Here is a 24,580-nt window from a genome sequence, read left to right on the forward strand (position 1 = left end):
TATGAAAAAAGTATTATTTCTTATTCATGATTTGGGCCAAGGGGGAGCTGAAAAAGTTCTTATCAATTTGGTCAATCACTTGGATTTGGCTCGATTTGATGTTACGGTTATGTCGTTGTTTGGTGGAGGCATAAATGAGCAGTTTTTGAAACCAGAAATAAAATATTTAACAGTTTTTAAGAAAATGGTTCCAGGAAATACCAAACTGATGAAAATGCTTTCTCCCAACCAGCTACACAAATGCTTTATTAGGGAAAAATATGATATAGAAATCTCATATCTTGAAGGTCCAGCGGCAAGGATCATTAGCGGATGTAAAGATGATACTACAAAATTGGTGTCGTGGATTCATGTGGAACAACATACGATGAAACAATTAAGTGCATCTTTCCGAAGTGCAAAAGAAGCTTCAGAATGTTATGGACGTTTTGACATGACAGTGTGTGTTTCTAAGTGTGTTCGGGATGATTTTTGTGAAATCTTGGATTATAAAAAACCGTGCAGAGTTCTTTATAATACTGTAGAATCAGAAATGATTGTAAGAAAATCTATAGAGAAAGTAAATATTTTTTCTGATTATAAAGTGTTTCGAATAGTTGCTGTTGGGACATTGAAAGCAATTAAAGGCTATGAACGATTATTCGAAGTTGTTAAAAAACTTACTTTAGAGTCATATTCAATTCATTTGTATGTATTGGGTATTGGCCCGGAAAAGAAAAAACTAGAAAACTATATTAAAGAAAATGAGCTTGAAAAGGTAATTTCGTTATTGGGATATGACACAAATCCATATAAATTTGTTAAGAACTGTGATTTGTTTGTTTGTTCTAGTTATGCTGAAGGTTTCTCAACTTCTGCAACAGAAGCACTTATCGTTGGCACACCAGTTTGCACAGTGGAGGTTTCTGGCATGAAGGAAATGCTAGGAGAAAATAATGAATATGGTATTGTAACAGAGAACAACGAGGAAGCACTGTATCAGGGTATCAAAAGGTTGCTGGATAATCCTGATTTACTTGCACATTACAAAAAACAGGCTGAAATTCGCGGTAGGATGTTTAACACGGAGAATACCGTGAAAGCAGTGGAAGAGATGTTGTTGTCACTTTAAGGGGTTATTATGATATATGGTTTTTATTTCCGATTCTATCGGATGACTCATTGCAAATGGCTTAGCGCATTGTTGGCACATTTGGTTTATGCGCTTTTTTTCTGTAAATATCTGTTAGAGCGACTAAGGTGTCGCAAAAGAATTGTCACGGGTGAACATGACAAAGCGTTGCAGATTATTTCGGGAGTACATCCTGATCCTCATGGCAGACCTGTTGCAGAAAATATACGGGTGAATGAAACGCTAGATTTGTCTATCATTGTACCTGTCTATAATCATGTGGAGCTAATTGAGAACAACATTAAATCAATTCTTGCTCAGAAGACAGACTATACTTTTCAATTAATTTTAGTGGATGATGGTTCGACGGATGGCGCACAGGATGTTTTACACCGTTATGAAAACTATCCAAATATACAAGTGATTTTTCAGAAAAATCAAGGCATTGCCGGAGCGCGAAACACTGGACTGAATAATGCCAGAGGAAAATACATCATGTTCATTGATTGTGATGACACAGTGGAAGATAATCTAGTGGAAACATTGATGAAAAAAGCTTATCAGGATGATGGTGACATTGTAATGTGCGCTCATAATCTGGTAAAGGAGCGTAACGGTGAGGTTTATGAGATCGTGCCGAATGTATATCCCGATTACAATATGTTAGGCTATGCTGATAATGCTAAAATTCTGAATTATGCTGGGTTGCCTTGGTGTAAGGTTTATAAACGTGAGTTGTGGAATAGAGTTCGTTATTTAACGGGGTACTGGTATGAGGATAACATCATTCACAGCTTGTTATTTACTCAATGCAAAAAGTTTGTTTATGTACCGACGATATGCTATCAATATCGGTGGTATGAGAAAAACTTTTCTCATACGCAAGATAATAGCGCAAATCCCAAGAGTATAGATATGTATTGGATGCTACTCCCGATTCTGGAACAGCATAAGGCAATGGGATTGCCGAGAGATGAACGTTTCGAGACAATGTTGCTGAAGCATTTGAGTGCCTACTACTATTCAAAAATTGCGGATTTGGATGAAAAAGTTGTGGATGCCTTGTTTATTTTGGCGTGTGATCTATATTGGCAATATGGAGTAAAAGAAGAATGTAAGCTGCCTTATATGCTTCGTGTGACAAAACGAGCATTGCAGCAGAGGGATATTAATCTATGGAAATTAGCAACAAAGTATCAAAAGTAAATACAGAACCATTGATTTCGGTTGTTGTACCGGTCTATAATATTGAGGTGTATTTGCCACACTGTTTGGATAGTATTATGAATCAGACATATCAGAATATTGAAATTGTTCTGGTGGACGATGGTTCCAAGGATATGTCTGGACAAATTGCAGATAACTACAACGTACAGTATCCAGGAAAATTTCAGGTAATTCATCTGGAAAACGGAGGAGTTACACGGGCGAGACTAACCGGTGTTGCAGCTGCAAATGGGGAATGGATTGGATTTGTTGATGGTGATGATGTCATAGAACCTGACATGTATAGGAGGCTGCTGAGAAATGCTCTGCAGTATGGTGCGGACATTTCTCATTGCGGTTATCAAACGATAGTCAATGAAGGAGAACGTGTTCATTACTTTTACAATACGGGCCGTCTTGTGCAGCAAGACAGGATATCAGGTCTGAAGGATCTATTATCAGGATCGTTTGTAGAGCCTGGTCTCTGGAACAAGCTCTTCCGCAAGACCTTGTTCCAGAGTTTGTTACAGACTGGGACGTTCGATACCAGCGTGAAAATAAATGAAGATTTGCTGATGAACTATTACCTATTCAAAGCAGCGAATTCAGCAGTGTATGAGGATTTTTGTCCATATCATTATCTTGTTCGTTCAACCTCTGTCACGAGGTCAGAATTCAAGGCATATAAGGTTCTTGATCCTGTTAAGGTTTGCAAATGGATTCTAGAGGATGCAGAACAGGAAATAAAAGATGTTGCATGGAGAAAATTTATTTTGGCTTGTGCCGGAGCGTATTTAGCATTGTTCTCTCAGAAAGAGTATAAAGAAAAGTGCGAAGAGATAAGACATTCTCTGATTGAAAGTCGTAATAAATGGCAGTTATTGAGCAGAAAAGAGCGATTGAAGCTCAAAGGGATTCTGTATATGCCTGTGATTTATAAGTGTATATATAGTTTTTATGAGAAAACGCTTCAAAGGAAAATATATGAATGATAATTGTTATATTGAATGGTGAAGAATTTTCAGTATGGTAGCTAGAAATACGTTTGAAAGGTGATAAAGTATGAGGAGTAAAATGACAATGGACTTAATCAGTGTAATAGTTCCAGTTTATAAAGTTGAAGATTATCTTGACAGATGTGTTGAGTCCATTGTCAATCAGACTTATTGGAATTTGGAAATCATTCTTGTGGATGATGGATCGCCGGACAAGTGTCCCGCTATGTGTGATGATTGGGCTGCAAAAGATAGTCGTATCAGAGTTATTCACAAGGAGAACGGTGGGGTGTCGGATGCCAGGAATGCCGGAATGACAGTAGCAACTGGCGAATTGATGGGCTTTGTGGACAGCGATGACTGGATTAGTTCAGATATGTATCAGCAGCTTTATGATGATATGATAAAAAACGACAGTGACATTTCAGCCTGTGGTGTTGAAATGGTCTGGGAAGATGGTATAAAACAGCCCAAAAGATTAACTAAGCGAGGCTCTTTTGCACTGAATGGTCATGAAGCCATGCAGGCTTTTATTGAAGGAAGCTGGATTCAAGCAGGAGTATGGAACAGATTGTATAAGGCGAATCTAGTCAAAGGTATACATTTTCCAGTAGGTAAATACCATGAAGATAACGATTGGACTACATATGCGATTGGAAATGCTCAAAAGGTATCTGGTTTTGATACACCGTTATATTTCTACGTTCAGCATCCTGATAGTATTATGGGCAAAGATTTGATTATAAACCGTTTAGATACGCTGGACGCTAAGGTAAATTGCCTTCTGTTTGTTCAGGATCGTTATCCGGATTTGGCAGTTGATTTAAAAACAGATGTTTGCTTTTATTGCCTTTGGTCAGAGCAAAGAGTATTGAGGTGTTTGAAGGGTACCGAACAGAAACGAGGGCGGGAGAAAATTAGCAGAGTTTGGCGCTATCTTTATGATGCTGAACCTAGAAATTTGAAAGAGCGTGTTTGGCTGATGCTTGTTCGAATTTCGCTGCCCGGTACAGCCCGGCTACGAAATTTTCTTTATATTGGTTTATAAATTCGCAGGTAGAATAAGGGGGAGAAAATGATTATTTTTGCGATTCCGTTACGTGCAAAAGAAACAGCGAAAGATTGGAATGGATGTGTAAAACGGTTCAATCAAACTTTAAACTCAATTTTTAATCAAACAAGCAGTTCGTTTCGATGCATTGTGGCATGTAACGAGATTCCACCATTATCCAGGGAATATGATGATCGTTTAGAATTCATCACACTAGATATGCCAATACCAAAAGAATGGGTTGAAATGGCTCGAGATAAGTTCTGGAAATTGACGGTGATTGCTGCTCGTATCCGAGAGATTCTGGAAAAATCGCCAAATCCTGAAAAAGGGATTTATGTAATGCCAGTAGATGGGGATGATCTTTTGAATTGTCATATAGCAGAGTACTGTGAGAAGCATCCAAGTGAAAATGGTCTGGTATCCAAATCTGGTTATGTCTGGCACAATAGCGATAAATTTTTTAGAAAATATGCTCAAATGCATACTTACTGCGGTAGCTGTAACATTATTAAAATGTACAGGGAGGATTTACCGGAAGAATATCCGGCTTCGAATGCACTATGTCATGATAGAGACACAGCGGGAATTCTAAACGCCCGTTATCCTATTCGATTTGATCATAATACTGTTGTTGAACGTTATAAAAAAGCAGGACGTCCATTTTCATGGCTACCATTTCGTTCAACTGTGTATGTGCTTGGGGGTGACAACATTTCTGCAATTTATCATGCAATGCACAATACATATGGAAAAGATCGGTTTCACCCCATTGCGTTTTTGCGTAGCCTAAATGTTTTTAAAATGCAGCCGATTACTAAGAAGATCAGAAAGGAATTTGGGATGGATTGATAAGATGAAAATTACTGTATTTACTCCGACTTATAATCGCGCATATATTCTTAATCAATTATATACTTCACTTCAAAGACAGACTTATTCAGATTTTGAATGGTTAGTTGTAGATGATGGTTCTGTAGATAATACAGAAGAACTTATCCAAAGGTGGATAGCCGAGAATAATGTATTTCAGATCCGATATTATAGAAAAGAAAATGCTGGTAAATGTAGCGCTATCAATATGGGGCTGGGATTAGCACAGGGAGAGTTGTTTTTTACGGTTGATTCAGATGATTATCTGACAGATGATGCTTTGGAAAAAATTGTTTCCTGGGAGGCTGCGCTGCCAAAAGATCAAAAATTTTGCGGTGTCGCAGGAAATCTTGGAACATCAAAGTGTGTAACACCAAATAAAATTTTTGACGAACCATTTTTTGATGGCTCCGCGTTGGATCGTTACAAAAAGGTAGATGGTGAACGTGCAATGGTGTTCTATACAGAGATACATAAGCAGTATCCGTATCCCATATTTGAAGGTGAAAATTTCTTAACTGAAGCTGTAGCATGGAATCGAATGGCGGCAGATGGGTATAGAATACGGTTCTACAATGACATTATTTGGATATATGAATACAGAGAAGATGGGTTAACCGAAGCGGGAAATACAGTTTTTCTGGATAATCCTAAAGGCTATGGACTATGGTTAAGAGAACGTGCGGAATATCTTGGGTTTTCGGTGGTACAGAAAGTAAGGATGTATTATACATTTATGTGCGACTTATCCGCTCTATATAGTGCAAAAGAAATTGCAAAGGACATTGGAACATCAGAACTGTTGATTATGATGTTGTCTGTGGGAAGAAATCTTCGGAATTTTTTTCGAAAGAAGAGGTGATGATTTGTGCTTTTTATTGTTTTGTATGTTGTAATTCCGGTGTTATGTTTGGTTGGAATTCAAAAAAGGCATGAGCTAAAGAATATATTTGATAAGAATACGACACTTGCTATGCGTGGAGTAGGAATGCTATTTATCGTTTTTACTCATATGTCAAAAAGTAATCTTTGTACAGAAACATATTTCTTCTATGTCTCTGGAGTTATTGGTGTAGCAATTTGTTTTTTGGTATCAGGTTATGGATTACATATTAGTTACAAAAGAAACTTTTGTTATTTGGAAAGGTTTTGGATACCGAAGATATTGCGATTGCTCTTGCCATTTTGGACTGCCTATATATATTATTGGTTATCATTACTTATTCGGGGTGAATCATTTGAGATGGTGGAAGTAGTGAAGAACTTGATTGCATTCACTTTTCCGGGAGTAACGCTCTGGTATTTGAAAATACAGCTTCTCATGTACGCAATATTTTATTTTTCATACCGTTTCTTCAAAAAATCATGGATGAAAATAGCAGGTGTAGTAATTGCTACTGTTGTGTATATAATAGTAGCGGTTGCTATGGGACTAGCATCTTTTTGGTACAATACGTGTTTATTTTTTGGACTTGGAGTGTTGCTTGCAGAATATCAGGACAAAATACTCCCATTTATACGTAAAAATTGGGTATGTGTGGTTAATTCCTGTGTATTTGTATTGATATATGCAATCTTGTATTTTTTTGGTCGGATGAATATGGATTGGATTATTGATACTGTGTATATGCTTTGTTTTTGTTCAGTACTGATATGGTTCTTTCAAAGATTTATGCGATTTCGAATATTAGAAACTTTAGGAAAATATTCAATTGAGATTTACTTGTTTCATATCGTAATTAGTGGAGAGATGTTTTCTGCTTTGCGGCCAGCTGCTTACATTTTGACCCCATTGGTATGTGTATTGATCGGGATTCCTGTTCATTGGGGGACTGATCAAGTCATAAAATTTTTTAAGAATAAAAAAATACAGGAGAAGTAAATGCGTTTTATTCAATCTATCATAGCTCGCGTTGTGCGCCCGTGGCAACAAGAGCATTTTGAAAGCACGAAATACGGGAATAGGATTTTAGATTATAAAGACAGATATAGCGGTCAGAGGTGTTTTGTTGTGGCTAACGGACCAAGTTTGCAAGTGGAAGATTTGAACCTTCTTCAACAGAAAGGTGAAATTACATTTGGTATGAACCGAATATATAAACTCTTTAACCGAACAAACTGGAGACCCACATTTTATGTATGTGAGGATGAATTGATTGCTCAGAGTCAACAGCGAGAGATTAATGCGATTGAAGCGAAAGCCAAGTTTATCCCTATCGAACTGAAATGGTGGCATCGCGTGAATATTGATAATGCTTGCTATTTTCACTTGAATTACGATGAACAAAAGCGTTACCCGTTTTCTTTTTCTACGGATATTGCTCATCAATTAGATTGCCGTGGGACTGTAACTTTTAGTTGTATGCAATTGGCGGCTTATATGGGGTTTTCGGAAATATATTTGCTAGGAGTTGATCATAACTATCGTGTGACTATTGATATAAACGGGAACACTGTCACGGATCCGGATCAAAAGGACTACTTTTGTGAAGGGTATGATGATGATATCAAAGAGAAGGTCGTCCATGATATGGGAAACAATACTCGTGCGTATATGGATGCAAAAATGTATTGTGATTCGACTTATGGGGAAACGACAATTATTAATGCAACCAGAGGTGGTAAATTGGAAGTATTCCAACGCGTTAATTTTGATTCTTTATTTTGAGGAGAGGTATTATTAATGGCTGACATGACAAAACCAACTTATCATATTCATATTTCATCAAAACATCGCATGTTGGATTTGAATCTTTGGGAGGTTTGGCAATATCGTGATTTAATTGCATTGTTTACGAAAAGAACATTCACATTGACATATAAACAGACAATTCTTGGTCCGGCGTGGCTGTTTTTGAATCCGCTTATAAGTTCTATTATCTACGCATTTGTTTTTGGCGGTATTGCAGGGATTGGTACGGATGGTATTCCGAGCTTGTTGTTTTATATGAGTGGTAATGCGATTTGGATTTATTTTTCCGGTTGTGTAACGAAAAATGCCAGTACATTTACAACTAATGCGAATGTATTTGGAAAGGTTTATTTTCCTCGTTTGACGATTCCTATCTCTAATGTGTTATCGTCCATTATTCAGTTGGGCATCCAGATGTTGCTGGTTTTAGTATTGTTGATTTATTATGTTGTGGTTGGTGCGGTTCATCCTAATTGGATTGCATGGTTGATGATTCCATTGGCACTCATTCACCTGGGGTTGTTAGGGCTGGGATGTGGTATTATTATTTCGAGCCTGACTACCAAGTACCGTGATCTAGCAATTTTAGTGACTTTTGGTGTTCAGCTTTGGATGTACATCACACCTGTCGTTTATCCATTGTCGCAAGTGGGCGGTGGTTGGATGAAAATACTTTTGATGATTAATCCGGTTACAGCTCCAGTGGAGGTGTTCCGCTATGCTTTGTTAGGACAGGGAATTATAATGCCGGAGTTTTTGGCGCTTAGTTGGGTGTTTACAATAGTGGCTGTTGTTATAGGTGTAATGATCTTTAATAAGGTTGAAAAAACTTTTATGGATACAGTATAGGGAGGTTGGATGATGGATAATAGAGAAGTTGCAATTCAACTATCCGGTGTGAAAAAACGATATAAGTTGGGACAAATTGGAGGTGGAACGCTGCAGGGCGATTTGCAGAGCTGGTGGGCCAGAGTCCGGGGAAAAGAGGATCCCAATACAAAAATTGGCACTGACCAACGTCTAATGGGGCAGACTTTTATGGCTTTGAACGGTATAGATTTGACAGTGTACAAGGGGGAAGCTTTGGGAATTATTGGTGGAAACGGTGCAGGGAAAAGTACCATGTTGAAACTTTTAAGTCGAGTTACAGCTCCGACGGAAGGAGAAATTGATATTTATGGCAGGATTGCGTCTATGTTAGAAGTCGGTACAGGTTTTAACGGAGAAATGACTGGTCGGGAAAATGTGTACATGAACGGTGCGATTTTAGGTATGACTAAGGCGGAGATTGATGCTAAGATGGAGGATATTATTGAATTCTCCGAGGTTAGGGAGTTTATTGATACCCCAGTGAAGCGGTATTCTTCCGGTATGTATGTCAAGTTGGCATTCTCCGTGGCAGCACATCTGGACAGTGAAATTATGATTATGGACGAGGTCCTGGCAGTGGGAGATATGGCTTTCCAGAAGAAATGTCTCAATAAGATGCGGGATGCTGCTCAAAAAGAGGGGAGGACAGTCCTCTATGTTTCACATAACATGAATACGATTCGTCAGCTTTGCGATCGGTGCATTGTCCTAGATAAAGGGAAGATAGTTTTTAGTGGAGATGTCGAGTCTGCCATTGATATATATATGCAAAATAAAATGATAGACGCGCAAGTGGAGTACGATTTGCGAGAAACTACGGTAAGACCATCTTATGTAAAAGATGTAGCAAGGATTGAGTACTTGAAATTATTGGATAAAAGAATGCCTGTTTACGAGGTTAATGAACCAATTCGTATTTATCTGAGGATTAGCACGAAGAAAGCTTTTGCTGATTTAAAATTAAGGCTACAGTTAGGATATGGCGATGATTCTCCTGTGGGTACCGTACCGATGTTATCGCTTGGACGAATGGCTCCAGAGGATGAAACGGACTTTACAATAACATTTAAACCTTCGGGTTTAACAGTAGGAAAGTACCGTATGAGCATTGTACTGTTTGAAGCTGATGAATTCAATAACAGTCATGATCTTGATTTATTGTTGCCAGCATTTAGGTTTGAGATTCAAGGTACAGATGAATTAATTTGGAATCATCGGGCATGGGGACATATTAAACTTTTGGATGCTAGTGTATATCGAGGATAAAAGGAAAAGACATGATGAAATGGTGTTCTAATATTAAATATAATGTCTATAAAAAAAAGTTGGTTTGGGATGGTAGAAAAAAATCTCGTATAACACGAATAGAGCCGATGAAAGAACCGATTGATTTTGTTGTAACATGGGTAGATGGAAAGGATCCAGAGTGGTTATCAATTAAAGGGCAATACGAAAAAAAATATGGTATGAAGATAGAAAATGCCGGTAATGGAGAAGAGAGATACCGTGATTGGGATATATTTCAGTATTGGTTTAGAGCCGTGGAAAAATATGCTCCGTGGGTACGGTATGTTTATCTTGTAACCTGTGGACAAACACCAACTTGGATAAATACGAATGCCCCAAAACTGAAAATTATTAATCATACGGATTTTATACCACATCAATATTTGCCAACTTTTAGTTCGAATCCAATCGAATTAAATTTGCATCGGATCAAAGGGTTGAGTGAGTACTTTGTCTATTTTAATGATGATGTGTTTTTAAATCGACCTGTTTGTCCAGAAGATTTTTTTCGTGGAGGAAAACCAAATTACACGGCTGTAGTGCGTCCCTTAAAAAATATAACAAATGGAGCATTTGAACATATGCAATTCTCTACAATGTCAGTAATTAATAGTTATTTTGGAGAAGAAATAAGTCAGAGAATACAGGATTTCCCTGAAAAATGGTTTTCCGAAAAGTATGGACGTTACTATATAGATTGGAATCTTCATGCATTTGATAAAAATTATCTTCCAGGGATTGTGTTTCCACATTTGGCTGTGGCTTATAAAAAAAGCATAATGGAAAAAGCATGGAACATAGCACCAGAAATGCTTCATGAAACATCATTGCATCGGCTTCGTACACCAAAGGACATTATTCATCAGGTGTTTTCTATATGGGCAATGCTGGAAGGGGATTTTAATGCAGTTAGTAAGGAACACCATGGAAAAGTCTTTTCTGCACAGGTTAAGGACAAAGAAGAAATTGTTGATGCAATTATCAATGAAAAATATCGTATGATTTGTATCAATGATTCGGAACAGCTATCTCAGTCAGAATACTTGGTTTTGAAAGACATAGTAAAGGGGGCTTTTGAAAAAAAGTTTCTGGAAAAATCGCAATATGAAAAAGCTTGAAGGAGAAGTGTATGATAAAAATATTATTTATTCATAGTCAACTTGTTTGCGGTGGTGCAGAGCAGGCATTGTTTGATTTAGTCACTCAGATGGACAAGACAAAATATAAAATCACGGTTTTAGTACAGTTTGAGGGTGGTGTTTGGGAACAAAGATTTCGGGATGCTGGAATAGATATTCATTCGCCTTGGTCTTTTCAGAAGCAATCTCAAAATCCTTTTGTAAAGTTGCATAACCTGTATAAAAGAATAAGAGTTAAAAAAGCAATGGATCATAATGGTGAAGACTTGTTAACAATATGTTTGAATGAAAACTTTGATATCATTGTATCTTATGGTCTGTGGTTTATGCAACAGATGTGTTTTGCAGGAGAAGCAAAGACTGTTAAATTCATTCATGGGGATATGGAAACGGATCCAAAGTTTTGTAAAAATATCATGGAAACATTGCCATTGATCCAAAGATTTGATCGCATTATCTGTGTATCGGAGAGGGCTCGGAAATCATTTTGTGAAATTACTGGTATTACCAACAATGTTAGTGTACATTTTAATCCGTTGAATAGTAATAACATTCGTATTCGTTCATACGATAAAGTATTATTACCGAATGATTTACCATTGATTTGCGCTGTAGGGAGGCTTGTTGAGGAAAAAGGTTTTGCACGATTGATTTGCATTCATAAAAGACTTGTTGAGGATGGGGTGTCTCATCGACTTATAATTGTAGGAGACGGTCGAGAAAAGGAACGGTTGACAAGTCTGATTCAAGAAATTCATGCGGAAGATAGTGTTATTATGGTGGGATACCAGAGAAATCCATATCCTTATATTGCGCATAGCAAATTTTTGATCTGTTCTTCTTATACAGAAGGAATGGGAATTGTCGCAATGGAGGCGTTGCTTTTGGGGATTCCTGTGGTATCTTCGGCACCGTCTGTAGGAGAACTATTTGGTGAGGAGTTTTGTGGTATTATAACGGGCAGGGATGATCAAAGTTTGGAAGAAGGTATTCGTTGCATGTTGGAAAATCCTGCTATCTATGAAAAAGCCAAATTAGGTGCAGAGAGACGAGGTTCATTTTTTGATGGACAGAGAATGACAAGGGAAATAGAAGAAGAGTTTTTTAAACTTATGGCTGAATGAAGAGAAGTAAGATGAAAAAAAATATGAAGTATGGCCGTGTCGTAATTAGTATAATAGTCCCAGTATATAATGTAGAGCTATATTTATGTCGTTGTGTGGACAGTATTTTGGGACAAACTTATTCGGATTTTGAACTGATCCTAGTGGACGATGGTAGTCCGGATCACTGCCCTGAGATATGCGACGATTATGCGAGGACAGACAGTCGTGTCCGGGTGATACATCAAGACAATGCAGGACTTTCTGTCGCGCGAAATGCTGGCATTGGTCAGGCAAATGGTGAATACCTTTGTTTTATTGACAGTGATGATATTTTATTACCAAATTATTGTGAGATACTGTTGAAGGCTGTTCAGTCTACTAATTGCAAAATAGCTGCTTGTAAGGTTGTTAGATTTGTGGATGGAGACAACCCTCAGGTTAAAAATAATATTATCTTTGATAATGCTGATGTATCAGTGATGACTAAAGATGATTTTTTGAGACATCAGATGGCAGGACCCATTGAAATGGGTGTCTGTAACAGGCTGTTTCACCGATCTGTTTTTGACAAGATCCGATTTATGCCGGGACGGCTACATGAAGATATTATTTTTGCAGGTGATTTACTAAGGGAGGGGGGCGGTACGGTGGCATATTTAGATACGCCGCTGTATTACTATCGCCAGAGAAAGAATAGTATTGTTAATCAACAGGTGAATTCTATAAAGTGCAGTCCGGATCGTGTTTTTGCGGGGGATTATCTTTTGAAATGTGCTGCACGGTCGGAGTATAAGTATTTGGATGAGTGTTTGACCTATGCGATTCAGTATCCGTGGAGTTTTGTAGATCCAATTTATGTTCATTTTTCTTTTAGAAAAAATAGGGATTTTCTAAATTCTCTTCAGAAAATGATCAGGGATAACCGAGAAGCATATTCAAATTTATCTTCTTTAGATGTAATCCAGCGTAACCGCATGTTACTGTTTTCGCATAGTAAAATATTATATGGACTGAATGCTTATGCAAGACTTTTTAGAGTATATGTTTATCACATTTTGAAACTTGATGCCTACTCGGATGGGCATGGAATTTAATACGAGGTACTAATTATGAAAACAGTTGCAATTATGCCAATTAAATTAAACAATGAACGGCTTCCGGGTAAAAATACCATGAACCTTGGCGGGAAACCGCTGCTGCAGCATCAACTTCTTGCGATACAGCAGACTGGCCTTGCAGATGAAATTTATGTGTATTGTAGTGATGAAGCTGTATGTCCATATCTACCTGCGGACATTCATTTTTTGAAACGGCCTGTAGAGTTGGATCTGCCTACGTCTAATTTTACACAGATTTTCTCTGCTTTTTCTAACACGGTGCCTGCGGATATTTATGTTTATGTCCATGCTACTGCTCCGTTTGTTACACAGAAGACGATGAAAGAGTGTATTCAGGCTGTGAAAAGCGGTAAATATGACTCTGCATTTTGTGCGGTAAAGATCCAGGACTTTTTGTGGAAGAATGGAGAACCCCTGAATTTTGATGCGGCAAATGTACCGCGCAGCCAGGATCTGGATCCTATTTATCGGGAAACTTCCGGAGTATATGTTTTTACCAGAGAGGTTTTTGAAAACTGTCATCGAAGAATTGGGAAAAGACCGTTTATTAAGGAAGTTTCTTTTAAAGAGGCTGTAGATATTAATAATCCGGAGGACTTTCGTTTGGCGGAGGCTATGGTAAATGCTGATTTGTAAGGGAGAAAATGATGAATTCAATTAAAGTATTGGATGTAACGCTTCGAGATGGCGGATGTGTTATTGATTTTAATTTTGGACAGGCTTATATGGAACAGATTTTGAACGGTCTGGAAAAGTCTGGTGTAGATGTCATTGAGCTGGGATATCTTGATGCTAAAAAAGGTTCTGATCAGGGGAGAACTCAGTATTGTAATGAGAAGGTTATTACGGAGCATTTTTTGAAACATAAAAAGCCTGGAATTACCTATGTTGCCATGTTTGATTTTGGAAAATTCGATCCTGAAACATTAGCACCGTATGACGGTACCGGTATTGATGGTCTGCGGATTGCGTTTCATAAAAAAGACAGGCTGAACATGGTTCCGCTTGCAAAAAAAGTATTGCAGAAGGGGTACAAGCTTTTTATTCAACCCATGACGATTATGCGTTATTCCGATAAGGAATTGTTGGAATTGCTGGATGTTGTGAACACGGAACTGGCAGATGCAACTGCATTTTATGTAGTTGATAGTTTTGGAGAAATGCGCATGAATGATTTGAATCGGATCGTTCATTTAGTGGATCACAATCTTCGCCCTGAAATGACGATGGGATTTCACTCTCACAACAATCTGCAGCTTTCCTATTCCAACGCTGTTACACTGCTTCGGTTCTTCAGTGATAGAGATGTGATAATTGACGGCGCTGTTCTGGGAATGGGGAAGGGCGCTGGCAATTTGAATACAGAGTTGTTTTTGGAACATTTGAATCTCTATTACAATAAACAATACCAAATTGCGCCTCTGCTGGAAGTCATTGATAAAGTTTTAAATACCATCCGCGCAGAGCATTATTGGGGATATTCCATTGAGTATTATCTGTCTTCTGTGAACCATTGTACTCCGAGTTATGCTGGGCATTTTTATAGGAAACATATGCTGCCTGTGGAACAAGTTGCAGAGTTACTGAGTTTGATTGCAGAAGAAAAGAAGATTTCCTTCGACAAGGAATATGCTGAGCAGTTATATCTTTCTTATAATGCTCGTCGTCATCAAGATGATGATCCGGCGATTCAAAAATTGACGCAGAGGCTTCGTGGAAAGAGGGTTCTTTTGATTGCACCGGGCAAACGACTGTTGGAGGGGAAGACGGTTATACAGGAACTTCTGTCAGATCCCGATGTGGTGAGCGTTAGTCTGAATAGTTTTGAATGTTTCGATACTGACTTCGTGCTGACAACAAGACTGGATGCATTCCATAAAGCGCAGGCGGATGGGAAAAATATTATTGTTACTAATGGTATTTGTGATGCGGAGACGAAGGACAATACTCTGGTCATTGACTATCAGAAGTGGATTACCGTGGAAAATGGCGTTCAAGATTCATCGGGAATTGTCGCATTAAAGTTAATGACTGCCTGTGGTGCGTCTGAACTGTTGCTTGCAGGTTTTGACGGATTTTCAGTGGATATCAATCAGAATTACTATGATATGACCATGAGACATCCGGTCACAGAAGAACAGGCTAAACAGCGTAATGAGTATTTTGGTTCTTACGTAAAACGGCTGCGTACTACAATTCCGGTTACGTTTTTAACAAAGTCATTATATGAGGAATAATTTGAATCAGTCAATGGATGTAACAAAGGGGGAGTATAATGGAACCTTTAATCAGCATCATAGTACCTGTTTATAAAGTTGAGCCGTTTTTATCTCGCTGTGTTGACTCTATTATTGGTCAAACCTTTTCAAATTTTGAACTGATTCTTGTTGATGACGGTTCGCCGGATCTCTGTGGTGAAATTTGTGATCGGTATGGAGCAATGGATTCGCGTATCCAGGTAATTCACAAAGAAAATGGCGGGCTGTCTGTTGCACGGAATGCTGGTCTTGGGGCGGCCCGGGGCGATTATATTTGTTTTGTAGATAGTGATGATTGGGTGTCACCTCAATATCTGGAAAAACTTTTGGAAAGTCTTCAGGAGGCAGATGCGGATATATGTGAATGTGAAGTTTATTACACGTTTGGAGAACCATGTACTCAGACAGGTCATTCTCAATTGACAGTTTTTAATACAGAGCAAGCTTTAAGGCAGCTAATTCAAGATGGTCAGCTTCATCAATATGTTTGGAACAAAATCTATCGGCGGGAAATGATTGGAAATATTACTTTTCCTAAAGGTAAGATAAATGAGGATGAGTTTTGGACGTATCAGATATTTGGACGAGCCAAAAAAGTAGTGAAAATATCAGATATTCTTTATAATTATTTCCAGCGGAGCGGTAGCATAATGGGAGCGGGATTCAATCTAAAACGATTAGATGCGTTGGAGGCGAAAATCAGAAGGCAGGAATATTTGGAATGCTATTTTCCAAAACTAAAAGAGGAAGCAAAGATTAATTTATATTTTTCCTGTGTCTATGCCGGACAGATGACATTGAGGTTTCTTGTGAATCAAGAGAAGAAAATAGCAAAAGAGCAAATAGACCGGTATGTCAATCTTTGTAAGCTACAGCATGATGAAGTGACAGCGTTGACTGGAGGTTCGAAGTTTTGGTATCAAATTCTACGGAAAAATTTTTGGTTGGGCTGTAAGCTGCGAAATCTCACTGGACGAGGATTTTAGCTGGTTTTATAAATTCTGGATGTATGAAATTCTATATATAAAAGATAAATAAAGAGCGAAGAAAGACTATGAAAATAAAAATGTTAGTAATGGATGTAGATGGGACACTTACAGATGGAAAAATTTATATCGGTGACAGGGGGGAAGTAATGAAAGCCTTCGACGTAAAGGACGGTTATGCGATTGCGCATCTTCTTCCAGAAAATAATATTATTCCTGTTATTATTACGGGAAGAAATTCTGACATTGTAAAGGAACGCGCAAAGGAGCTGAAAATCACAGAGTTGTATCAAGGTGTTAGTGATAAACTGGTACAGTTGAAAATTATTGCAGAAAAAATGCAATGTAAGCCAGAGGAAATTGCCTATATTGGTGATGACGTAAATGATTTGACATGTATTAATTATTGTTATATTACAGGTTGTCCGAATGACGCAGTAGATAATGTAAAACATACTGTGAAATATGTTTGTCAAAAAAAGGGGGGCAGAGGCGCAGTTCGGGAATTTGTTGAGTGGATTTTAACGATAGAATAATCTCTATGTAAAAGAATGAGGGATATAAGTTCTTCCTTCTGGTTTTGACGGCAGTTGACTGGTGAATGTCAGGGAATTGCCGATGGAGCAGAATATCATTTGTATGATGGAACAAAACTAAATCTCAGTGAAAAAGATGAAAACTGGCTGGGGTTAAAGGAAACATTTTCGTTTAATCATGTTTGTAACTATAGGAGTTGAATGGTTGATATGGATGTTAATGGAAATAATTCTCCAACAATTTCTATCATAATGGGGATTTATAATTGCGCTGAGACACTTCCTGAATCAATAGAAAGTATTTTGAATCAAACATTTACCGACTGGGAATTGATTATGTGTGATGATGGTTCAAATGATAATACATATCATGTTGCGGAGTGGTATGCTTCCGTATATCAGAACAAAATAGTATTACTTAAAAATGAGAAAAACAGGGGACTAAACTATACACTTAATAAATGTTTAGAAGCAGTAAAAGGAAAGTATATTGCAAGGATGTTCGTTATAAAGAGTAATATTGACAACATCAGGATGTTTTGATATTTCTCTAAAACTACAGTATTTACTGTGGCCTTAGAGAAATACCAAACACATCTGCAATAATAGGGAAAATCCTCATGCAACTTTTGGGATTGCCCTCTGCAATAGTTGGTATTTTAAGTAGACAATAAACACTATTGCCATATATTATAGGAATGTTGTGTTACCGACTCAAGGTTATTACTATTTTGCGCAGTTTAGCGGAAAAATTTACAGTCACACAAAGGAGAGTAGGGGTTGTTATAATTCTCGTAGGCTGTATCGCTGTCCATGCAATAGAAGAATCGTTAATTCTAGCACCAATATTTGCGATGGTTACGGTAGGTTGTGCAGCGGTTGGATTAGATACATTGAATGGAAAGATATCCCGGTTTTTTGTGTTTATGGGAGAGCATTCTTTGAATATCTGGCTAATACATATGTTCTTTTATGCGTATATTTTTAACAATTTAGTATATCGTATGGTATATCCACCGCTTATTTACATTTTCATGTTTGCTATATGTGTAGGGATGTCATATATTATAAAGAGTATTACTGGACTATTAGGATTAATAGAGAGAAGAATGATTTATAGTAGAGGTAACTAAGGACACATAGAAGGAGGTGTTCCCATGAATAAGATATTCCGCTATGAAAAGGACCTTGTGGATACATTTCGGAAAATACACGCATCTAGAAGGAGCACCTTACTGATTGATGAGATGAAGATCCGCTGGGGTAATATTGATTTAGTTGAGATAAGTAACACCGCATTGCCATTTTCGAAGGAACAGTGTCAAGTTCTTAGTAAACCGTCTTGTGCTAAGATATTTATGCGTCTTAAGAATAAGAGATTGCTGTCAAAGGAGAAGTTATTTGTCGGTCTGGGTGTGAGTGAATCTACTTTTCATAAAGCAATGTCGGAGATGATAAGGGAGAAGCTGGTCATTCGGGAGGGTAATAATTATCGTAGGAATGTTGATTTTGTATTTCCGAAGGTTATTATTACAGGATACGAAGCAAAACTGACAGACTATAGCAAAGCGCTGTACCAGGCGAGAATGAATAAAGAGTATGTAGATTATAGTTATATGGTTTTTCCGATGGATGTTGCTGAGAACATTGCAAAGAAGCATGGTGAGACGTTAGTTTCCTTTAATCTGGGATTGATTGGAGTCTCACAGGAGAAGGTAAAGGTGTATATCAGACCACGAAAGAATGAGTCTATGAAGCCATATATTCGTCTGATGAATCTTGTGATATCAAGTGAAGCTTATAATGAAGAAGCCGCATTGTAGCGGCTTCTTCTTAGATTAAGGAGATTCGTTTTTTGAAGGTCTCAATGGCCATGATCCAGGAGTCTAGATGTTTGGATCCTGCTTTGATCCGATTATAAGTCTCTCGGTCATCAGATAGTGAATCGAGAATCTCATTGTACAATTCTTTGGCATAAGCGATCTCGGATAATACAAATGATATTTTTTGTGGTAAGCTATGGCAGAGATTTACCTTGTCGATGAAGATGGAAAGAGCTTGCCAGTATTGCTGTTCGAGATCTACGAAAGATATAGTATCTTGGTCTTCAACCATGTATTCGTCAATGTCACAATCTGAAAGTAATTCTTTGATATCAATCGTTTCGCTAATTATATTAAGGTTATCGAAAGTAATATAAGTGAGAAGTGGAAGACTGGTGTATCGTTTCTTCCTTCGTCCTGTGCTTTCGATTTCCTCAAAACGGTCTCTGCTGAATTTTCGGATATTATTGAACCAGCCGCTTGCCACATACTCACAGTCAAGCATGGCGAATAATATGGAATTTAAAAAGGTATATCCAACCATAATATCAAAACCGGCATTTCTAAGCGAATAGATAAAATATAGAATATTTGCCAGGTTCTGGGCATCCATATATTCATAGTCTTTTTCTTCTGTCTTTTCATGACAAATTGAGAAATATATTCCCTCTTTATGGTCGATATTATCGATAAGATCTTCAATCATCTCATCAACATCTGATTTACTATGAAAGAAATTATTGGAAATTAGTAAGTTTAAATAATATTTTTCAAAGGCGTAAGTTTCATAGCAATATTCATATATGTCAATAGAATAATCAAAGTGCCAATCCAGATTTTGAATAAAGAATCCCGGAGTGATTAGAGAATCTGAAAGAAGTGCAGAGTTTTCTGCATGCATATCCAGGTAATTCATTAGCTCAGGGGTCTGCTTTCTCCAGTCACGCCGTGTGATATTCTTTGGGTAGCAGATGCCTTCTTCTAGATGCTTAAATATCTTACCCTCAAAAGTGGAATAATATAGTTGAGGATCAAGAAATGTAGTTTCAGGTGATAGGAAAGAGCTGTTGTTATAATATTTTTTAATGGATTCAAGATTTTCTTCTCTTGGAGAGAATATTACACCGGATAAGTATTGATTGGTGATGGCGTTATCCATCTTCTTCCCTTTTGCGGTGCCGTGTTGAGCCAATAATTTTGTCATGGTTATATTCCCTCCTTTAATACGTTCATTGCCTCTTGAAAACTGGAGACATCACTAAAACGATAAGCTTTATCTGGCTGTAATAATTTCCGAATGATAATAAATAATTGTTGATTGGTCTCTGATTCATCAATGTGCTTGAAAAAGATGTCCTCTAATTCTCGGTCGAATTTGTGTATGATATCTTCATGCGGGTGAGCTGGATTCTTGGCAATATAATATGCCAGTGGATTTATTCCAGACACGATCTCAAAAGCGATTAATCCAAGTGAGTACAGATCACTGGTAAAGTCTGCATATACAGCATGTCCCCAATACTGTTCAGGAGAGGCGTATGCACGCTTTCCCATGACATATCCAAGTTCTGTGGTGTTTCTGCTGATAATTTTCACCACTCCTGGATCGATCACAACAAATTGATGATTGCTTATCATAATGTTGTCGGGAGAAAGGTCGCGGTGTACAATCCCATTTTTTACAAACTTCTCTATGATGTTGGACATTTTGAATAAGAAATCTATCGCAAAAGTGGTTCTATTGTTACTTGAAATGGATGATTTCAAATAGTCTTCAAGCGTGATTCCGTTTATCGCCTCTTCTATTAATAGACCATAAAAGTGTGAGTGAATTAAAAGATTCTCCTTTACCGCGAATATTCTGGGGAATCCAATATCCTCTTCAAACAAACTTGTACATATCGTGTAAAAGAACGTTTCTGATAATAAAACATGTCTGAGACACTGCCGATATCGTCCATAAAGTCATCTGCATCAGCGAGTTGATCAATGACATCTTCTGGTTGTTGATAAGAATGAACATCGATACTGGGAGGAATAGAGATGTTCTTGAAAAAATCAAAAAATTTGGCAATATATATGGGAGTGCCGGTTTCGTCATAGATGAAATAACTAGTTGATTGCCCGCGTTGATTAGGATTGGGCCTAATGCTAAAATGAGTTTCCCATAGATTCTGGGATTGTAATAGATGTTGAATTTCTTTGATTTGTGTCATACGTCACATCCTTTGCAAAATAAACGCAATGATATAATTTCAACACAGAGAATTAAGAAACCGTAAGAATTGTTATAATTATGATAACATGTTGGTTTATAAGAATGCAATATGTAAAAGTAAGAAGAAAGTTGGTGTTGGAAGATATAGTATTTCTTAAAGTAATATGCTACAATCTATTCATAGGATTCCTCTGCAGTGTGGAGGATATATATGAAGCGAAAGAAGCAACTAAAAGAGCTTACGCTCAAGGACAATTTCATGTTTGGCGCAGTGATGATGGAGGAAGAAAACTGTAAAAGATTTCTGGAACTTGCGTTAGGTTTTCCCATCGAGCGGGTGGAAGTGAGTAAAGAAAAGAGTATCGTCTATCACCCGGAATATAAAGGTGTTCGATTGGATGTCTATGCGAAAAATGAACATAACACTCGTTATAACGTGGAGATGCAAGTCGCAAAGAAAGCAGAACTAGGGAAAAGAGTACGATATTACCACGGACAGATTGACATGGAGCTGTTGCTAAGCGGCAGCGATTATACGGAACTGCCGGAAGTGTATGTGATTTTTATCTGTGACTTCGATCCGTTTGGGAAGAAAAAATACCGGTATACATTTACAAAACAATGTGAGGAAGAACCGGGAGCACAGCTGCAGGAAGGGTGTAAAAGTATCTTCCTGAGTACCAGAGGAGAGAATGACAGGGAAGTACCAGGAGAACTTGTAAGTTTCCTGAACTTTGTGAAAGCTGACCTGAGCGAAAGTGAAACAGATTTTGAGGATGATTTTGTAGAAAAGCTTCAGAATACGATACGCAGAATCAAATCCAATCGTGAAATGGAGGAGCGTTTTATGATCTTTGAAGAGATGTTGAGGGATGAACGCGCAGAGGGAAAGGCAGAAGGAATAGCAGAAGGAAAAGCAGAAGGAAAAACGGAAGCTGTTTTAGAAATGTTATTAGAACTAATGAAGGATCTGGGCGAGATCCCGGATGAACTTCGGAACAGGATTACGAGTGAAAAAGATCTGGAAACGTTGAAGAAGTGGCACAGATTAGCCGCAAGATCCGAATCCTTAGATGAGTTTTTGGAAAAGATGTAATATGTAATTTCTTATAATTAATATCAATCATATCTATGACTGGATGCTGTAGGGCGCAGTGCTTTGCAGCATCTGGTGACTGTAACACAAATCAGGCCGAATCAGGCAAAATATCAGTTTAAGAGGTGCGGAGGAATCCTATATTAAGTTGCTGTATTAAATGCTTAAATTATATAGTGTGGAAAGAGCTTGCCAGTATTGCTGTTCGAGGTCTGCGAAAGCTATAGTATTTCTTAAAGTAATATGCTACAATCTATTCATAGGATTCCTCTGCAGTGTGGAGGATATATATGAAGCGAAAGAAGCAACTAAAAGAGCTTACGCTCAAGGACAATTTCATGTTTGGCGCAGTGATGATGGAGGAAGAAAACTGTAAAAGATTTCTGGAACTTGCGTTAGGTTTTCCCATCGAGCGGGTGGAAGTGAGTAAAGAAAAGAGTATTGTCTATCACCCGGAATATAAAGGTGTTCGATTGGATGTCTACGCCAAGAACGAACATAACACTCGTTATAACGTGGAGATGCAGGTCGCAAAGAAAGCAGAACTAGGGAAAAGGGTACGATATTACCACGGGCAGATTGACATGGAGCTGCTGCTAAGCGGCAGCGATTATACGGAACTGCCGGAAGTGTATGTGATTTTTATCTGTGACTTCGATCCGTTTGGAAAGAAAAAGTACCGGTATACATTTACAAAACAATGTGAGGAAGAACCGGGAGCACAGCTGCAGGAAGGGTGTAAAAGTATCTTCCTGAGTACCAGAGGAGAGAATGACAGAGAAGTGCCAGGAGAACTTGTAAGTTTCCTGAATTTTGTGAAAGCTGACCTGAGCGAAAGTGAAACAGATTTTGAGGATGATTTTGTAGAAAAGCTTCAGAATACAATACGCAGAATCAAATCCAATCGTGAAATGGAGGAGCGTTTTATGATCTTTGAAGAGATGTTGAGGGATGAACGCGCAGAGGGAAAGGCAGAAGGAAAAGCAGAAGGAAAAGCAGAAGCTGTTTTAGAAATGTTATTAGAACTAATGAGCAATCTGGGCGAGATCCCGGATGAACTTCGGAACAGGATTACGAGTGAAAAAGATCTGGAAACGTTGAAGAAGTGGCACAGATTAGCCGCAAGATCCGAATCCTTGGATGAGTTTTTGGAAAAGATGTAAAAAGTAATTTCTTATAATTAATATCAATCATATCTATGACCGGATGTTGCAGGGTGTCAGTGCTTTGCGGCATCTGGTGACTGTAACACGAATCAGGCCGATTCAGGCGAAATATCAGCATTAGAAGCGCAGAGGAATTCTATAAATATAAATCGAAGGTAAATATACTATTTGTCGGGGGCTTAGCGATAATTTAACAGTTTCAGGATAGTGGATTTTACAAATGAGTGATTAAATAAATACCATATTGAAACGCAGCAGTGGAAAGGAAGAAAAATTGTGAATAAAAAAATCCTTAGATATATATGCATCTCATTATTGATGGTTTGCTGTGTAAATTTTCAGATACTGCAGGTACAGGCGGGGACGACAAAAGTGATTTTACATAAGGCGGAACAACAGGATAATTCGGTCAAAGAGAAGGGGCAGAGGATTGGCTCCATCAAGACTAGAGATGAGAATCACACGGCAGTATATCTGGTTCCCCTGTTGACAGCGGCTGTTGTATGCGGAAGAAAGGTGAAAAAAATAAAATCGGAGGAAGAAGTTTGAAGAAGAACAAGATTTGGCTTATCGGAACAATCATTGCAATTGTAATTTTGATTGCTGCCGGAGGTTTTTTCCTGGCAAGGAAAAATACATTGTCCGGTGGTCTGAAAATGGAAAAAAATACTGTGAAATGGAATCAGAATCTGGAAAGTGTGGATGAAAGTGCTGATATACAGATTCCTTATTACAGTGATATTTATATGGATGACGGGGCTGATTCGATAGACATGGTTCTGGTTAACCCAAAAGAGAATGAATGTTACTTTACATATACTTTTATATTGAATGAGACGGGTGAGGAAATCTATCAATCTGACCTGATAGAACCGGGACGTGCGTTGGAAGAAGTAAAACTGAACCAAAAGATGATAAGTGGAACGTATAAGCTGGATATCCGCATTGATACTTATTCGATTGAGGAACAGAATCCGCTGAATAATGCCATTGTTTCTACGAATTTAATTGTATCTTAATATTCCCCAAAAAGGGTTTATATATAGAAA

Annotated in this window: 26 protein-coding genes; 23 read left to right on the top strand and 3 right to left on the bottom strand. The window is 37.9% G+C overall.

Annotation, left to right across the window (positions count from 1 at the left end; translation table 11 throughout):
• Position 1 precedes the first annotated feature (1 nt).
• The 19 genes from ABE613_RS02470 (at position 2) to ABE613_RS02560 (ending at position 19,051) form a co-directional block, all read left to right on the top strand.
• A complete protein-coding gene (locus tag ABE613_RS02470) occupies positions 2-1,111 on the top strand; it encodes a glycosyltransferase (RefSeq protein ID WP_347375564.1) in 1,110 nt (369 codons plus the stop codon).
• A 9-nt stretch (positions 1,112-1,120) separates the two neighbouring features.
• A complete protein-coding gene (locus ABE613_RS02475; protein ID WP_347375565.1) occupies positions 1,121-2,317 on the top strand; it encodes a glycosyltransferase in 1,197 nt (398 codons plus the stop codon).
• Positions 2,287-3,309, top strand: a complete 1,023-nt coding sequence (locus ABE613_RS02480; protein ID WP_347375566.1) for a glycosyltransferase — start codon at positions 2,287-2,289, stop codon at positions 3,307-3,309. The genes ABE613_RS02475 and ABE613_RS02480 overlap by 31 nt, the downstream gene beginning before the upstream one ends.
• Positions 3,310-3,397: 88 nt before the next feature.
• The gene (locus ABE613_RS02485; protein ID WP_347375567.1) at positions 3,398-4,360 is read left to right on the top strand and encodes a glycosyltransferase; all 963 of its coding nucleotides are present in this window, start codon (positions 3,398-3,400) and stop codon (positions 4,358-4,360) included.
• Between the two features lie 27 nt (positions 4,361-4,387).
• On the top strand, positions 4,388-5,215 hold the full coding sequence (locus ABE613_RS02490) for a hypothetical protein (protein WP_347375568.1): 828 nt from the start codon (positions 4,388-4,390) through the stop codon (positions 5,213-5,215).
• A gap of 4 nt (positions 5,216-5,219) precedes the next feature.
• The gene (locus ABE613_RS02495; RefSeq protein ID WP_347375569.1) at positions 5,220-6,098 is read left to right on the top strand and encodes a glycosyltransferase family 2 protein; all 879 of its coding nucleotides are present in this window, start codon (positions 5,220-5,222) and stop codon (positions 6,096-6,098) included.
• A 6-nt stretch (positions 6,099-6,104) separates the two neighbouring features.
• Positions 6,105-7,118: an acyltransferase family protein gene (locus ABE613_RS02500; protein WP_347375570.1), complete on the top strand. Its 1,014-nt coding sequence runs from the start codon at positions 6,105-6,107 to the stop codon at positions 7,116-7,118.
• Positions 7,119-7,904 carry a 6-hydroxymethylpterin diphosphokinase MptE-like protein gene (locus ABE613_RS02505; protein ID WP_347375571.1) on the top strand — a complete coding sequence of 262 codons (786 nt, stop codon included), beginning with the start codon at positions 7,119-7,121 and terminating at the stop codon, positions 7,902-7,904.
• Between the two features lie 15 nt (positions 7,905-7,919).
• The gene (locus ABE613_RS02510) at positions 7,920-8,777 is read left to right on the top strand and encodes an ABC transporter permease (RefSeq protein ID WP_347375572.1); all 858 of its coding nucleotides are present in this window, start codon (positions 7,920-7,922) and stop codon (positions 8,775-8,777) included.
• Between the two features lie 9 nt (positions 8,778-8,786).
• Positions 8,787-10,064 (top strand): ABC transporter ATP-binding protein, encoded by a 1,278-nt coding sequence (locus ABE613_RS02515; protein WP_347375573.1) that lies wholly within the window; start codon positions 8,787-8,789, stop codon positions 10,062-10,064.
• Positions 10,065-10,075: 11 nt separating this feature from the next.
• Positions 10,076-11,203, top strand: coding sequence for a stealth family protein (locus tag ABE613_RS02520; RefSeq protein ID WP_347375574.1), 1,128 nt, complete (start codon positions 10,076-10,078; stop codon positions 11,201-11,203).
• Between the two features lie 11 nt (positions 11,204-11,214).
• Positions 11,215-12,348, top strand: a complete 1,134-nt coding sequence (locus ABE613_RS02525; protein ID WP_347375575.1) for a glycosyltransferase — start codon at positions 11,215-11,217, stop codon at positions 12,346-12,348.
• Between the two features lie 11 nt (positions 12,349-12,359).
• A complete protein-coding gene (locus tag ABE613_RS02530) occupies positions 12,360-13,424 on the top strand; it encodes a glycosyltransferase family 2 protein (protein ID WP_347375576.1) in 1,065 nt (354 codons plus the stop codon).
• A 15-nt stretch (positions 13,425-13,439) separates the two neighbouring features.
• Positions 13,440-14,084 (top strand): acylneuraminate cytidylyltransferase family protein, encoded by a 645-nt coding sequence (locus tag ABE613_RS02535; protein ID WP_347375577.1) that lies wholly within the window; start codon positions 13,440-13,442, stop codon positions 14,082-14,084.
• Positions 14,085-14,095: 11 nt separating this feature from the next.
• On the top strand, positions 14,096-15,685 hold the full coding sequence (locus ABE613_RS02540) for an aldolase catalytic domain-containing protein (RefSeq protein WP_347375578.1): 1,590 nt from the start codon (positions 14,096-14,098) through the stop codon (positions 15,683-15,685).
• A 38-nt stretch (positions 15,686-15,723) separates the two neighbouring features.
• Positions 15,724-16,692 carry a glycosyltransferase gene (locus ABE613_RS02545; RefSeq protein ID WP_347375579.1) on the top strand — a complete coding sequence of 323 codons (969 nt, stop codon included), beginning with the start codon at positions 15,724-15,726 and terminating at the stop codon, positions 16,690-16,692.
• A 68-nt stretch (positions 16,693-16,760) separates the two neighbouring features.
• Positions 16,761-17,228, top strand: a complete 468-nt coding sequence (locus tag ABE613_RS02550) for a KdsC family phosphatase (RefSeq protein ID WP_347375580.1) — start codon at positions 16,761-16,763, stop codon at positions 17,226-17,228.
• A 210-nt stretch (positions 17,229-17,438) separates the two neighbouring features.
• A complete protein-coding gene (locus tag ABE613_RS02555; RefSeq protein WP_347375581.1) occupies positions 17,439-17,771 on the top strand; it encodes a glycosyltransferase family 2 protein in 333 nt (110 codons plus the stop codon).
• 614 nt (positions 17,772-18,385) lie between these two features.
• Complete coding sequence (locus tag ABE613_RS02560; RefSeq protein ID WP_347375582.1) at positions 18,386-19,051, top strand: hypothetical protein; 666 nt, start codon at positions 18,386-18,388, stop codon at positions 19,049-19,051.
• Positions 19,052-19,061: 10 nt separating this feature from the next.
• Here ABE613_RS02560 and ABE613_RS02565 read toward each other — a convergent pair whose 3' ends face one another.
• From ABE613_RS02565 to ABE613_RS02575, 3 genes are read right to left on the bottom strand one after another with little or no spacing between them, the layout of a single operon-like run.
• Positions 19,062-20,255, bottom strand: a complete 1,194-nt coding sequence (locus ABE613_RS02565) for a hypothetical protein (RefSeq protein ID WP_347375583.1) — start codon at positions 20,253-20,255, stop codon at positions 19,062-19,064.
• A gap of 2 nt (positions 20,256-20,257) precedes the next feature.
• On the bottom strand, positions 20,258-20,941 hold the full coding sequence (locus ABE613_RS02570; protein ID WP_347375584.1) for a serine/threonine protein kinase: 684 nt from the start codon (positions 20,939-20,941) through the stop codon (positions 20,258-20,260).
• Positions 20,899-21,267, bottom strand: coding sequence for a hypothetical protein (locus ABE613_RS02575; RefSeq protein WP_347375585.1), 369 nt, complete (start codon positions 21,265-21,267; stop codon positions 20,899-20,901). The genes ABE613_RS02570 and ABE613_RS02575 overlap by 43 nt, the downstream gene beginning before the upstream one ends.
• A 213-nt stretch (positions 21,268-21,480) precedes the next feature.
• Here ABE613_RS02575 and ABE613_RS02580 point away from each other — a divergent pair, with 213 nt between their 5' ends.
• The 4 genes from ABE613_RS02580 (at position 21,481) to ABE613_RS02595 (ending at position 24,550) form a co-directional block, all read left to right on the top strand.
• Positions 21,481-22,365 carry an Rpn family recombination-promoting nuclease/putative transposase gene (locus ABE613_RS02580; protein WP_235234200.1) on the top strand — a complete coding sequence of 295 codons (885 nt, stop codon included), beginning with the start codon at positions 21,481-21,483 and terminating at the stop codon, positions 22,363-22,365.
• A gap of 290 nt (positions 22,366-22,655) precedes the next feature.
• Complete coding sequence (locus tag ABE613_RS02585; RefSeq protein ID WP_347375586.1) at positions 22,656-23,528, top strand: Rpn family recombination-promoting nuclease/putative transposase; 873 nt, start codon at positions 22,656-22,658, stop codon at positions 23,526-23,528.
• Between the two features lie 279 nt (positions 23,529-23,807).
• On the top strand, positions 23,808-24,080 hold the full coding sequence (locus ABE613_RS02590; RefSeq protein ID WP_235234202.1) for a hypothetical protein: 273 nt from the start codon (positions 23,808-23,810) through the stop codon (positions 24,078-24,080).
• Positions 24,077-24,550, top strand: coding sequence for a hypothetical protein (locus ABE613_RS02595; protein ID WP_235234204.1), 474 nt, complete (start codon positions 24,077-24,079; stop codon positions 24,548-24,550). Before ABE613_RS02590 ends, ABE613_RS02595 begins: the two co-directional genes overlap by 4 nt.
• Positions 24,551-24,580: the final 30 nt, after the last annotated feature.

It is taken from the genome of Dorea chungnamensis, assembly GCF_039832125.1.
In the GTDB taxonomy this organism is placed as follows: domain Bacteria; phylum Bacillota; class Clostridia; order Lachnospirales; family Lachnospiraceae; genus JAFBIX01.